Source organism: Methylobacillus rhizosphaerae (assembly GCF_900187985.1).
Lineage (GTDB): Bacteria > Pseudomonadota > Gammaproteobacteria > Burkholderiales > Methylophilaceae > Methylobacillus > Methylobacillus rhizosphaerae.
This window is the reverse complement of the sequence record NZ_FZOA01000005.1, coordinates 39,463-52,942: the sequence shown is the minus strand read 5'-3', so window position 1 is coordinate 52,942 and position 13,480 is coordinate 39,463. Positions and strand designations below refer to the sequence as shown.

The 13,480-nt window shown below is 52.7% G+C and carries 10 protein-coding genes; 4 read left to right on the top strand and 6 right to left on the bottom strand.

All coding sequences use genetic code 11. The annotated features are described in order from the left end of the window. Nucleotides 1-50 precede the first annotated feature (50 nt). From CHB59_RS06575 to CHB59_RS06560, 4 genes are all read left to right on the top strand, one after another. The gene (locus tag CHB59_RS06575) at nt 51-1,193 is read left to right on the top strand and encodes a MexX/AxyX family multidrug efflux RND transporter periplasmic adaptor subunit (RefSeq protein WP_089375447.1); all 1,143 of its coding nucleotides are present in this window, start codon (nt 51-53) and stop codon (nt 1,191-1,193) included. A 23-nt stretch (nt 1,194-1,216) separates the two neighbouring features. Then, nucleotides 1,217-4,333, top strand: coding sequence for a multidrug efflux RND transporter permease subunit (locus CHB59_RS06570; protein ID WP_089375446.1), 3,117 nt, complete (start codon nt 1,217-1,219; stop codon nt 4,331-4,333). Then, nucleotides 4,330-5,736 (top strand): efflux transporter outer membrane subunit, encoded by a 1,407-nt coding sequence (locus CHB59_RS06565; RefSeq protein WP_089375445.1) that lies wholly within the window; start codon nt 4,330-4,332, stop codon nt 5,734-5,736. The genes CHB59_RS06570 and CHB59_RS06565 overlap by 4 nt, the downstream gene beginning before the upstream one ends. A 297-nt stretch (nt 5,737-6,033) precedes the next feature. Then, nucleotides 6,034-7,158, top strand: coding sequence for a porin (locus CHB59_RS06560; protein ID WP_089375444.1), 1,125 nt, complete (start codon nt 6,034-6,036; stop codon nt 7,156-7,158). A gap of 141 nt (nt 7,159-7,299) precedes the next feature. Here the strand turns inward: CHB59_RS06560 and CHB59_RS06555 are convergent, their stop codons facing one another. The 6 genes from CHB59_RS06555 to CHB59_RS06530 all read right to left on the bottom strand — a co-directional run bounded on the left by CHB59_RS06555 (nt 7,300) and on the right by CHB59_RS06530 (nt 13,468). Further along, nucleotides 7,300-8,199: an ABC transporter ATP-binding protein gene (locus CHB59_RS06555; protein WP_245835076.1), complete on the bottom strand. Its 900-nt coding sequence runs from the start codon at nt 8,197-8,199 to the stop codon at nt 7,300-7,302. Further along, nucleotides 8,150-9,475: an ABC transporter substrate-binding protein gene (locus tag CHB59_RS06550; RefSeq protein WP_089375442.1), complete on the bottom strand. Its 1,326-nt coding sequence runs from the start codon at nt 9,473-9,475 to the stop codon at nt 8,150-8,152. The genes CHB59_RS06555 and CHB59_RS06550 overlap by 50 nt, the downstream gene beginning before the upstream one ends. Before the next feature lie 105 nt (nt 9,476-9,580). After that, nucleotides 9,581-10,648, bottom strand: a complete 1,068-nt coding sequence (locus tag CHB59_RS06545) for a branched-chain amino acid ABC transporter permease (RefSeq protein ID WP_089375441.1) — start codon at nt 10,646-10,648, stop codon at nt 9,581-9,583. Nucleotides 10,649-10,651: 3 nt separating this feature from the next. Then, nucleotides 10,652-11,533, bottom strand: a complete 882-nt coding sequence (locus CHB59_RS06540; RefSeq protein WP_089375440.1) for a branched-chain amino acid ABC transporter permease — start codon at nt 11,531-11,533, stop codon at nt 10,652-10,654. A gap of 25 nt (nt 11,534-11,558) precedes the next feature. After that, the gene (locus CHB59_RS06535) at nt 11,559-12,335 is read right to left on the bottom strand and encodes an ABC transporter ATP-binding protein (protein ID WP_089375439.1); all 777 of its coding nucleotides are present in this window, start codon (nt 12,333-12,335) and stop codon (nt 11,559-11,561) included. Continuing rightward, complete coding sequence (locus CHB59_RS06530; RefSeq protein WP_089375438.1) at nt 12,332-13,468, bottom strand: AMP-binding protein; 1,137 nt, start codon at nt 13,466-13,468, stop codon at nt 12,332-12,334. Before CHB59_RS06530 ends, CHB59_RS06535 begins: the two co-directional genes overlap by 4 nt. Between the last annotated feature and the right edge of the window lie 12 nt (nt 13,469-13,480).

Below are 13,480 nucleotides of genomic sequence, written 5' to 3'. Positions count from 1 at the left end.
TAACATAATTTAACAATCATTGCGCTCATCAGCGCCATTGACAAGAATCCATGCCCCCAATCTCTTCCTGTTACAGAAAATTACTGTTTGTTGCCGTCACGTTAGCAACACTTTCAGCCTGCAAGCAAGAACAAGTAGGAAATGACGACGGTACGACACCTGAAGTCGAAGTGCATATAGCTGCTGTCACAACCATGCCTGCCACCATGACAGCTCCCGGACGCCTGGAGGCATACCGTCAAGCTGAAGTGCGTGCCCGGGTAGCAGGCATCGTCACTGAGCGGTTGTATCAGGAAGGCCAGGAAGTCAAAAAAGGCACACCATTATTCCTGATCAATCCTGAATTGCTGGCAGCAGCGCGCGATCAGGCAGCAGGTGCGCTGGCAAGTGCCGAGGCTGGTCATCGCAATGCGCTGGATAAACTTGACCGCTATCGCGACCTGGCCAGTGATCATTCTGTCAGTGAGCGGGAATACCAGGCAGCCATTGCTGAGGAAATGCAGGCAAAAGCCCAGGTACTGACGGCAAAAGCCCAGTGGGACAAAGCAAACCTGGATTTTGGCTATGCCAAAGTCACTTCGCCCATTAATGGACGCGCCCGGCGTGCATTGGTGACTGAGGGAGCACTGGTCGGCCTGGACTCCCCTACTCCGCTTACCACAGTGGAGCAACTGGATCCCATCTATGTCAATTTTTCCCAGCCCGCGACAGAAGTCATGGCGCTGCAGCGTGCCATCAAGGCAGGAAAAATGCAGGGAATGTCAAAGGACAGCATGGAGGTGAAGCTGATATTCCCTGATGGCTCTGAATATGAACAATCAGGGAAGTTGTTTTTCTCCGATATGGCGGTAGATAGCAATACAGATACCGTGGCCATGCGAGCCTTGTTCAATAACCCGGAACGGGCACTGTTACCGGGTGCCTATGTGGAAGTGAAATGGACACAGGCTGAAAATCCGTCTGCCATTCTCATCCCGCGTGATGCGCTGGTCAGGACTGCAGAAAGTAGTTCTGTCATGGTCGTTGACCAGCAGGAGCAAGTACAGGCCATTGAAGTCACGGCCCCAGCCATGCAGGATGGCCAATGGATCATCACCAGCGGCCTCCATGGCGGCGAGCGCGTGATTACCACCGCACCTGCCATGATGGCACCTGGCAGCAAGGTGAAGGTACGCAATAGTGTTCAACCTTGATTTCTCAACAGACTGAGAGCTTTATGGCTAGATTTTTTATTGAGCGCCCGGTCTTTGCCTGGGTTATTTCCCTGTTGATCATACTGGCAGGCTTGCTTGCCATCCGGGGGTTGCCTGTCGCGCAGTACCCGGATATTGCGCCTCCAGTAGTGAATATCAGTGCCTCCTACCCCGGCGCATCGGCTCGCGTGATCGAAGAGTCTGTCACTGCCATCATTGAGCGCGAGATGAATGGTGCGCCCGGGCTGATGTATACCTCAGCCACCAGCAGCCCGGGGGCCGCCTCCCTCAGCCTGACATTCCGCCAGGGTACCAATCCCGACCTTGCGGCAGTGGAAGTGCAGAACCGCCTGAAAACCGTGGAAGCACGCCTGCCTGAGATTGTGCGCCGCAATGGCATTTTCATAGAGAAATCTGCAGACAGCATTCAACTGATTGTATCGCTCACCTCCGAAGGCAACCGCCTGTCGGAAGTTGAACTGGGCGAGCTGGCTGCCGCCAATGTATTACAAGCCTTGCGGCGCGTTGAAGGTGTTGGCAAGGTGCAGATATGGAGCCCGGAATATGCCATGCGGATATGGCCAGACCCGGCAAAACTGACCTCAATGAATCTGACAGCGGCTGATCTGGCCTCTGCCATCCGCAGCCATAATGCGCGTGTCACCATCGGCGATATCGGCAATCTTGCCGTGCCGGACTACGCTCCTATCAGCGCCAATGTGATTGCTGATAATGCATTAACCACGCCGGAAGAGTTTGGCAATATCCCCTTGCGCAGCAAGGCAGATGGATCTGCCATCCTGCTGAAAGATGTGGCCAGAGTGGAATTTGGCGGTAGCGATTATGCCTTTGTATCACGCGTGAATGGTAATAATGCTGCGGGCATGGCAGTCAAGATGGCTCCTGGCTCCAATGCTGTTGCCACCGTCAAGCGCATCCGTGCCACCATGGATGAACTGGTGCGCTATCTTCCAGCCGGCGTCAGCTACCAGATTCCCTACGATACATCTGCTTTCGTCGAGATATCCATCCAGAAAGTCGTCAATACACTGGTTGAAGCCATCGTACTGGTGTTTCTCGTTATGTTCCTGTTCATGCAGAACCTGCGAGCCACCCTGATTCCCACTATCGTGGTACCGATAGCACTGCTGGGCACATTTGCCGTGATGCTGGCAGCAGGATTTTCCATCAATGTCCTGACCATGTTTGGCATGGTGCTGGCTATCGGCATTGTGGTCGACGATGCCATTGTCGTTGTTGAAAACGTGGAGCGCATCATGGCCGAGGAAGGCCTGCCTCCCCTGCAGGCAACCATCAAGGCCATGCAGCAGATCAGCGGCGCCATTATCGGTATCACGGTTGTGCTGGTTTCCGTATTTGTACCCATGGCTTTTTTCAGCGGCGCAGTAGGCAATATTTACCGCCAGTTCTCCCTGTCACTCGCTGTTTCGATTGCATTCTCGGCATTCTTGGCACTGTCACTGACGCCAGCACTCTGCGCGACACTGCTCAAACCCATCGCACGCGACCATCATGAAAAACGTGGCATCTTTGGTTGGTTCAACCGCGCATTCACGGCATTGACCAGCCGCTACCAGAAACGAGTGGCAGCCATCATCAAACGTCCATTCCGCTGGTTGCTGGTGTACTGCACTATTATTGTCGTGGTCGCCTTCATGTTTGTCCGGCTGCCGACAGCCTTTCTGCCGGACGAGGATCAAGGAGATTTCATGATCACAGTGCTGCTTCCAGCGGGAGCCACCATGCACGAAACCATGAACACCCTGAGCAGGATTGCAGACTATCTCAACAAGAATGAGCCCGTGAAGTATGTCTATGAGGTAGGTGGATTCAGCTTTTATGGCACAGGCTCCAACAGCGGCATGCTGTTTGCCACATTGAAAGACTGGCAGGAGCGCAAGGATGCCCGGCAACATGTCCAGGCCATTGTGGATCGCGTGAATATTGAATTTGCTGACCTCAAGAACACCATTGTGTTCGCCGTGAACACGCCCCCCCTGCCTGAACTTGGCTCGTCCAATGGGTTCGATCTGCGATTGCAGGATCGTGGCTCGGCAGGTTACCGGGCATTTCTCGCCGCCAAGGATCAACTAATGGAAGAAGGTGCCAAGAGCAAGGCCATCACCAACCTCATGTTTGCCGGCTTGCCTGAAGCTGCCCTGGTCAGCCTGGATATCGATCGCCGCAAGGCCGAAACCCTGGGTGTCAGCATGGATGAAATCAACACCACGCTAGCCTCCATGTTCGGCTCCAGCTATATCGGTGACTTCATGCATGGCAACCAGGTCAGGCGTGTCATTATGCAGGCAGACGGCAAGGATAGGCTGGAGCTGGCGGATATCGGCAAGTTACGTGTGCGCAGTAGCAATGGCAGCATGATTCCATTATCCGCATTCGTGACGCTGGAGTGGGTTTCCGGGCCGCCACAACTGACGCGCTACAACGGTTATCCTTCTTTTGCCATCAATGGCTCTGCTGCCCCTGGATACAGCAGTGGAGAAGCCATGCAAGCCATCGAGGCCATTGCCAACAAGCTACCGCGCAGCATTGGCTATGCCTGGTCCGGACAATCACTGGAAGAGCGCAGCTCAGGCGCCCAGGCACCCATGCTGTTCGGGCTCTCGGTATTGATAGTCTTTCTGGCGCTGGCAGCCCTGTATGAAAGCTGGTTGATCCCGCTGGCGGTCATTCTGGTCGTACCGCTCGGCATCCTGGGTGCCCTGCTGGGAGTCACTTTGCGTGACATGCCCAACGACATCTACTTCAAGGTAGGCCTGATTGCCACCATCGGCTTGTCTGCCAAAAACGCTATCCTGATTGTAGAGGTAGCCAAGGACTTATATGCCGACGGCATGAGCCTGCTGGATGCCACGCTGGAAGCAGCCCGCCTGCGGCTGCGCCCCATTGTCATGACATCACTGGCTTTCGGTGTCGGCGTGCTGCCACTGGCCCTTGCTTCCGGTGCGGCTTCCGGCGCGCAATCTGCTATTGGCACCAGCGTGCTGGGTGGCATCATTGCCGCTACCCTGCTCGCCATTTTCCTTGTTCCCCTGTTTTTTGCCGTGCTCGGACGCTATATCAAACGTCCACAGCATCACGTGCAGGAGTCATCATCATGACTTTGTCACCACCACACTACCTGTCCCTGAAAGCCAGCGTGATTTCCATCATGCTCGCATTGGGCGCATGCTCTCTCAATCCTGAATACACGCGCCCTGCCGCCCCGGTTCCCGCGCAATTTCCGGTAGGTGACTCTGCGGAACATACAACTCATCCAGGCAGCTGGCAGGAGTATTTCACTGACCCTGAATTGCAACGCCTGATTGATACCGCGCTGACACATAACCGCGACCTGCGCGTGACTGCCTTGCGCATTGAAGAAGCACGTGCGCAATACGGCATACAGCGTGCAGACAAGCTGCCCGGAGTGGATGTAACCGGCAGTTATGAACGCAGCAAAATGATTTTTGCCCGTGGACAATCTTTTGACGTTGATATGTATCGCGTGGGATTGGGCATCAGCAACTTCGAGCTGGATTTCTTCGGACGCGTCAAGAGCCTGACCACAGCAGCCCTGGAGGAATATCTTGCCACACAGGAAGCACAACAGACCGCGCGTACCAGTCTGATCGCCGAAGTCGCGGCATCCTATATCAACGTCCGTGCACTCTCTGAGCGTATCCGGCTGGCAAGAGAGACGGAGCATGCCCGCAATCTCACCTACTCCCGGATTGTGCGCCGGCAACAGGCCGGGCTGGATAATGCCATCGACCTCAAGGCGGCTGAATTGCAGCTGGAAGCAGCAAAAGCCAGCATTGCCGCCCTGCAGCGCGAATATACCCAGGCCCTGAATGCATTACAGTTGTTGACCGGCCAGCCCAGCATTGCCGTGAATACGCCACAGGACGCGCTGGACAGCATGGATTTTTCCCCGCTACCAGCCGGGCTGCCTTCTGCATTACTGGAAAACCGTCCTGATATCCGGGCAGCAGAACACAGGCTGAAAGCAGCCAACGCCAATATCGGTGCCGCCAGGGCGGCCTTTTTTCCACGTATCCAGCTGACCACCAATATTGGCCTGGTCAATGAACATTTGTCCGGATTGTTTTCTGGTGCTAGTGACAAAGCCTGGTCATTCACGCCGCAATTGACGCTGCCCATCTTCAATCATGGGCGGAATCGGGCCAGCCTTGACTTGGCCACGGTTCGTAAGGAAATCACCATCGCCGAATATGAAAAAGCCATCCAGACTGCCTTCAGCGAAGTTTCCGATGTCTTGCTGAGCCGTGAACAAATCGAGCTCCAGATTACAGCGCAATCGCGCGTTACTGCCACAGAACAAGAAAGACTGAATCTGACAATGCGCAGATATGACAAAGGGATAGCCAATTATCTTGAAGTTCTGGATGCACAACGCAGCCTGTTTGATGCACAACAACAACTCGTACAACTGAAGCAATTATCCCTGTCAAACAGCATCAACCTATTCAAGGTGCTGGGAGGGGAATGGCAGCCAGCATAACTGTCGTATAATCGCCCCCTCAATCCCCATGGCACGTTCTATGTATCCAGCACCGAGACTGGAAGAATCAATGTCAGTGATGGTGGCCATGGTCATGCATGCTGACAGGCCAGCATGCATTCCTCATTTTGCTTTTTAGCAAGCAGGATAATACATTAATAAATTTCAATAATTATTTGATTAATAAGTAATTATCAATCAGGCACACAAAATGCCTATATCCCCTGTAGCGCAGGCTACAACCGCTGGGTTTCCAGCCCTGCCGACTATTCATTTATCTTTCAGGGTGTATACAACATGATAATTACAAGATTCCAATACCGTCCGGCGGTATTGCCATTTCTACTTGGCCTGGGTTCGCTTTCCCTTCCAGCCTATGCCGACCCCACCTTTGCGCGCAATGATGACCAGTTCATCAATATCGGTATTGCCGCCCGGGCCAGCTATCGCTCAGAAAAAGACGCTGCTCCCAATGGCAAGGACAGGTCCAATGATTTCGATCTGGAAAGCGCCCGCCTCTATACCAACGGCAAGCTGCACAAATATGTTTCCTTTGAGCTGAATACAGAAAAGGATGCGGATGACGACATCAGCATTCTGGATGCGCGCATTGGCCTGGAACTCAACGAGCATTTCAATATCTTCGTTGGGCGTTTTCTGCCTCCGGCCAGCCGTGCTTCTGCTTCAGCGCCCTACTACCCGCCAACCTTTGACTTTCCATTCTCGGAGCAGGCGCCCAATCGCCTGGGAGGGCGGGACAATGGCGCATCCATCTGGGGCGTATTGCTGAACCAGAAGCTCAAATACCATGTTGGCGCATTTGAAGGACGCAGCGGCTCCGGCACTTCCAACCAGTCAGACAATCTTTCTTTCGCAGGCCGTTTGTCATATAACTTCTGGGATGCGGAGCCAGGATTCTACAACCTCGCCAGCTATGATGGCGCCAAGGACATTCTCGCCATTGGTGGCTCTTACCGTTTCCAGAAGGATGGTGCAGGCACTGCTGCCAATCCCGGAGACTACCGCTACTGGAACCTGGATGGGCGCCTGGAGAAAGCCGTTACCGGTGGAGGTGTAGTCGGTGCAGAGGGTTCCTATTACAAATATGATAACGACAACACACAAGACCCAAGCATTGCCAGCGGTAAGGGATTTTTTGTCACGGGCAGCTATACCTTCCCGCAAGTCGTCGGTATCGGCAAAATCCAGCCGAAGTTCGTCTATGAGCGTTTCGAGAACGACAACAATAATGCTGCAGCACTGGCTGGCCTGGAGCGCAAGCGCTACGATCTGGGAGCCAGCTATCTCATTGATGGCAGCAACTTGCGGATTGAGGCTTATTACTACAAGGAAACCCGCAATCAGGGCCAGCCAGATATAGACGGGATTGCCGTCCGTTTCCATGTAGCGCATTTTTTCTAGGAAATATACACTCATCAAAACATAATGGGCCGCCCTGAATCAGGTACGGCCCATTATGTATTTAATAAAAATTAAATTAATTATCAATTAATTATTAATTAAATTTAATGTTTTATCTAGATTGGATCAGGGCTGCCGCACCTATAGTCCCAGATATAAGGATTGCAAGTCATCCCGTACACTCAATACCTTGGTTTCTCCTTCTGCTGCCACCCTGCCATTTTCGATAATATATCCATAGTGGGCATACTGCAGGGCAACCGTGGCATTTTGCTCGGAGAGCAGGAAACTCACTTTTTCTTCCTGGTTCAACTGATGCACAATCTGGAAAATCTCTTCCACCATCAAGGGCGCAAGCCCCATGGAAGGCTCATCCAGTAATACCAGCTTAGGATTGGCCATCAACGCACGACCGATAGCCACCATCTGCTGCTCGCCACCTGATGTATATCCGGCCTGGTTCTTGCGCAATTTCAGCAGGCGGGGGAAATAATGGTAAATCCTCTCCAATGCCTGATTGAGTTCAACCGCACGCGGCTTGCGGGCAAACGCGCCACTGTAGAGATTTTCTTCTACGGTAAGATGCGGAAAGCAATGCCGACCTTCCAGCACTTGTACCAGTCCTTGATTCACCAGGTCTGCCGCAGCAGCATGAGTGATATCCAGTCCCTGATAGTAAATCCGCCCTTGCACCACTTCACCAATCTCGGCCCTGACCAGGCCTGCAATGGCTTTCAGCGTAGTGCTCTTGCCAGCTCCATTCGCTCCCAGCAACGCCACAATGCTGCCTTGCCTTACGGCAAGAGAGACATTCTTTACGGCCAGAATCACTTGGTCATAGATAACTTCAATCTGGTTAAGCTGCAAGATATACGGGGCCGACATAATAATCCTTGAACTGAACGGGTTTTCCCCGATACTGACGACAGCACCGGGGAAACATCGCTCATGTGCCATGCCAGCGTGGCATGGCACACTTTTATGGCCTATTTCAAGATTCCTTGGCGCAATCACGCGGCGTGATGCCCTTTTCCTTGGCATACTGATGCGAGGACTCTTCGATAATCGGGCGCAACAGTTTGCGATCAGCCTGCACCCAATCAGAAACTACCTGCCATTTTTTTCCATCCCATTGCTGGAAACGCACCGCGCCCCCGCCTTCATGGTCGGAGCAAGACAGCTTCAGCGGTTGTACCAGGCCATAGGCACCCAATTGCTTGAGACGGACATCATCCAGCCTGATATTCTCGAAGCCCCAGCGCACCTCTTCACCCGTCAATGGCCGCTTGCCGAATTTTGCCTGCGCCACGCGTACGGCCTCCACATTGAGGATACCGTTCACCACTCCCAGGTTGTAATACACGGTGCCAAAGCGTTTAGAGTCCTTCAGATTACCCTTGCCAGCCTTGATCACGGTATTGCCGATATCCTGCAATACCGGGAAGTTGGTGCCGGAAGGATGCGTGGTGATGGAGATGAAACCCTTGGCTGCCGCGCCTGCCGGTGCAGCATCCTCTTCAGAGTTACTCCAGATGTTGCCGATAATGTGATCCGCAGGGAAACCGGTTTTCTGCGCAGTCTTGAGCGCCACCGGGTTCATCACGCCCCAACCGCGCAGAATGACCCAATCCGGCTTGATACGGCGGATATTCAGCCATTGTGATTGCTGCTCATTACCCGGATGCGGCACTTCCAACAGGGTCAGTTCAAAACCATATTTTTTCGCCAGTAACTCAAGAATCGGGTTGGTCTCCTTGCCATAGGGCGAGCCATGATATAGCGTCACAATCTTCTTGCCCTTGATCTTGTCCAAGCCTCCAGCCTGCTGGCCGATATAATTGATGATGGCCGACACCTCGCTGTAAGGATTAAGCTGCAAAGGGAAAACATAAGGGAACACGCTGCCATCTGTAGAGTCGGTGCGACCATGATTGATGGTGATCAGCGGTAGTTTGTCGGCAGCCGAACGTTCCAGCGTGGCATAGGCAATCCCTACGGACAATGGATTGGTGGCAGCAGCAGGTGCGCCGTTAAGGCCCTTCTTCAGTCGCTCGTAGCACTCCACGCCTTTTTCCACCACATACTCGGTTTCGCACTCGCTCCAAGTGAACTTCACGCCATTGACGCCGCCTTCCTTGAGGTTGACATATTGCAGGTAGTCAATGAAACCGCCAAAAAAACCGGTTCCGCCCGCGGCATAAGGGCCGACGCGGTAACTTTGCAAGGGAAAATATTGCTCGTTGGCTGCCTGGACAGTTGCAACCATCCCCAGAGCCAATACGCCGATCAATGCAGCGCGTTTTTTAAAAGAAAACATGTCAATATCCTTAATCAATGATTTTTAAATATATTTATTCATTAAAATTCAACACATTGCATAAATCTCCTGATGTATTTTATTTTCCTATCAGGCACTTGATACTCAGAACCGCAAAGGCCAGACACGCGCACGTTGACGGACAATCTCTAATAAACGGGCCAAGCCCTGCGGTTCCTTGATCAGGAAGAAGATAATGAGCGCGCCAAAAATGATCTTCTGCAGGTTTTCCAGTTGTCCTGGATCAACCCAGCCTGCAAGAAAGGTGGCAGAAAGGTTGGATAAAAGAATTGGCAACAGCACGATAAAAGCCGCGCCAAGAAAGCTCCCCAGAATACTGCCCATCCCTCCAATAATGATGATGAACAGAATCTGGAATGAGCGACTGAGGTCAAAGCCATGTGGTTCCACTGTTCCCAGGTAAGCAAAGGCCCAAAGTGCGCCGGCAATACCAAGAACAAAGGAACTGATGGCAAAAGCCAGTAACTTGGTTTGCAAAATAGGAATACCGATGACGGCAGCAGCGGTGTCCATATCGCGTACCGCCATCCAGCGGCGCCCTAGTTCACCATGCACAATATTCCGTGCCAGCCAGAACAGTACGAATGCCACACTCAGCGTCAACAGATAGCGACCAGCTGGAGAGCTGATATTCTGCCCGAGCACCACCAGTGGAGGTGCCGTGATGACACCTGAAGCGTTGTAATTGGAAAACCAACCGCATTGCGTCAATATCCAGGTGACAAAAAATTGCGCTGCCAGGGTAGAAACCAGCAAATAAAATCCCTTGATACGCAGACTAGGCAAACCGAAAACCACCCCTGCCCCGGCGGCAGTCAGCCCTCCAAGAAACAGGCTGATAAGCAGCGGCATGCCTTCAATACGCAACTGGAAGTTATAGGTGGCAAAAGCACCTATGGCCATAAATGCCGCCGACCCCAATGATATCTGCCCAGCGTATCCAGTCAGCAGATTCAGTCCTAGTCCAGCCAGAGACAGTACCAAGAACGGGATCAGGATGGCATTTAACCAGTAATCATTGCCAATCAGCGGCACCACAACAAATGCCAGTATCATCCATGTTGCAAACACCCAGCGCTGTTGCCACAACCTGAACCAGCGCTGATCCGCGCGATATGAGGTATTAAATTGTCCGGATTCTCTGTACAGCATGGCTTACACCCTTTCAATGGCGCGCTCGCCAAAAATCCCTGAGGGACGCACCAGTAGGAACAACAATGCCAGCACATACGGAAACCAGTTTTCGATACCGCCGCCAATCAGCGGCCCAAGGTAGATTTCAGCCAGCTTTTCCGAAGCGCCGATGATGAGTCCTCCGACAATGGCACCTCCCACAGAAGTAAACCCTCCGATAATCAGCACCGGCAAAGCCTTCAACACAACAAGCGACAGAGAAAACTGTACCCCCAGCCTTGCACCCCACAACAGACCGGCCACCAGGCCGACAAACCCGGCCACGGCCCAGACAATCATCCATATCCGTTCAAGCCTGATACCCACTGCCAAGGCTGCCAGCTGGTCATCTGCCACAGCACGCAAAGTAATGCCTATACGTGTTTTATTGAACAGCAGAGACAGAATCAGCACCAGTACCCCGGCAACACCGGCAGCGAACAGGTCAAACTGTGATACCAGCATACCTCCCACCTCCAGCGGCTCATCACTGATACCTAACTCCAGACCATGCACCTGCGATCCCCACAAAAGTTGCGCCAGCCCCTCAATCACATAACTCAATCCCAGCGTTGCCATAAACAGGGTAATAGGTGGACGGTTGACCAAAGGCCGCAGTACAACGCGCTCTACTCCCCACGCCAGTGCCAGCATGGATAACAGCGTCATAACAAACGCACCCCAGAACGGAATGCCATGTTCCCACAGGCTGACAAATGTCAGCGCTGCAAACAACACCATCGCACCCTGGGCAAAGTTGAATACGCCTGAAGCCTTGTAGATCAGCACAAAGCCGATCGCCACCAGTGAATACATGACACCGGCTAGCAATCCCCCAGTCAATACTTCAAGGAAAAAGTCCATTACATCATTTCCTTATGAATAGTACTTAATGTTTTGTGCCAAGATAGGCAGCAATGACTTCCGGGTTATGACGCACCTCATCTGGTGTGCCATCTCCAACCTTTTTGCCATAGTCGAGCACCACCACGTGGCCTGAGAGATTCATCACCACGCCAATATCGTGCTCGATCAGTACAACGGTGGTGCCAAACTCACGCTGTGTATCCAGAATGAATGCGCTCATTTCGGCCTTTTCCTCGTTGTTCATACCGGCCATAGGCTCATCCAGCAATAACAGTCTGGGTTCAGATGCCAGCGCCCGTGCCAGTTCCACGCGCTTCTGCAGACCGTAAGGCAAGGTACCGACAATACTGTTACGCCACTGGTTGATACGCAGGAAATCAATCACCTCTTCGGCCTTGATGCGCTGACTTACATAATCGGCAGGTGCTCGTCCACTATTCAGCATCTGCTCCAGCCAGTTGCTGCGTACTTTCAGATTACGCCCTGTCAGCACGTTATCTAGCACACTCATGCCCTTGAACAAGGCGATATTCTGGAAAGTGCGGGCAATGCCTTGTACAGCTGCCTGATGCGCCTTCATGCGGCTATAACTTTTGCTGTTGAAGCTAATTACGCCCTCATCAGGTTGGTATACACCATTGATGACATTGAGCAGTGAGCTCTTGCCCGCACCATTCGGGCCGATCAGCGCACATATCTCACCCTGCTGTACGGCAAAACTGATATCAGTAATCGCCTTGATGCCCTTGAATGAAAGCGAGATATGCTGTAACTCCAGCAAAGGAGCATGTGCGGTCATGACAATGCCCTCTTGATACTGTCTGTTTGTGTCTCTGCCAGCAGTTTGTTTGAAGTCGTCGCAGACAAAGTACGCCAGTTGGCAATCTTGTCCCAGGTGCGGATATGGATGCCCAGGCTGCGGAAAAAATGCAGTGACTCCTGCGATAAAGCTGGGCCGATCAGCAATGGCAGATGAATGTGCGAAAAGCCGATGACATCCTTCAGTGGCCGCTTGATCAACCAATAGGCGAGGAGTTTCTGAAACCTTGAACCATCACTCTGCAAGGCATAAGTCACAAATCTGCCAACATAGCTGCCTGCAATCGGCAGCCTCGCCTTAACCAGGGATTCAAGCCGTTGATAGGTTTCTCTGGTGCCAACTACCAATGTCGGCCCTAGTTCACGCCGATCTGCGTCCCGTGTCACAATATTTTCAGGAAAATTCAGGGTGAATCCAGCTGTCAACCATGGGGACAACAGATAGCGCAAATGCCCGCTGGTCGCAAATACCCGTGCGGCAAAGGCTTCTTCCCGTTGCCCCAATCTCTCGGTCAAAACCAGGTGACGGCCTTCCTGCAATAATTCCACATGGCGGAAATGCTCTACCTGCACCTGCTGCTCGTCAGTAATGCGATACAGAGCAAAAGCAACATCCTGCTCCCGGGCCATAAGCGGATGCACGCCCTTTGTATCTGTCTGCACCAACTCAATGTAGGCATGAAGATTCTCATGAGAATAAGCTGTCATCCCACGAGCCTCTGCATACACCACTCGTGTAGCGCCATGCAGCAACGCCTGCCCTACTTGATCCTGACCTTCGGCAAATACAAACCGTGACTGCAGGTGGCTCAGCAACAAAGCCAGTGTGTCTTTATCGAGGTCGGGGTCAACAGGGGCAGCAATGGCCCCCAGCCACTGAGCCGCCATGGAAAGCAACAGGGCTTCCCGTCGTGGATAAGTCAGCAATACCAAGGTATCTCCCTGCCCCAATCCCAATTCCGCCAACGCCCTGGCCAGACTCCCAACTTCATCGCTCAATTCGCGCCACGACTGCTGATGCCAGATGCCCAGATACTTATGACGTAATGCCACTAATGCCGGCTGAGTCGCTGCCTGATGCAATAACTGGTGCGGAAAAGTATTGTCTACCATATGCGCTCTTTG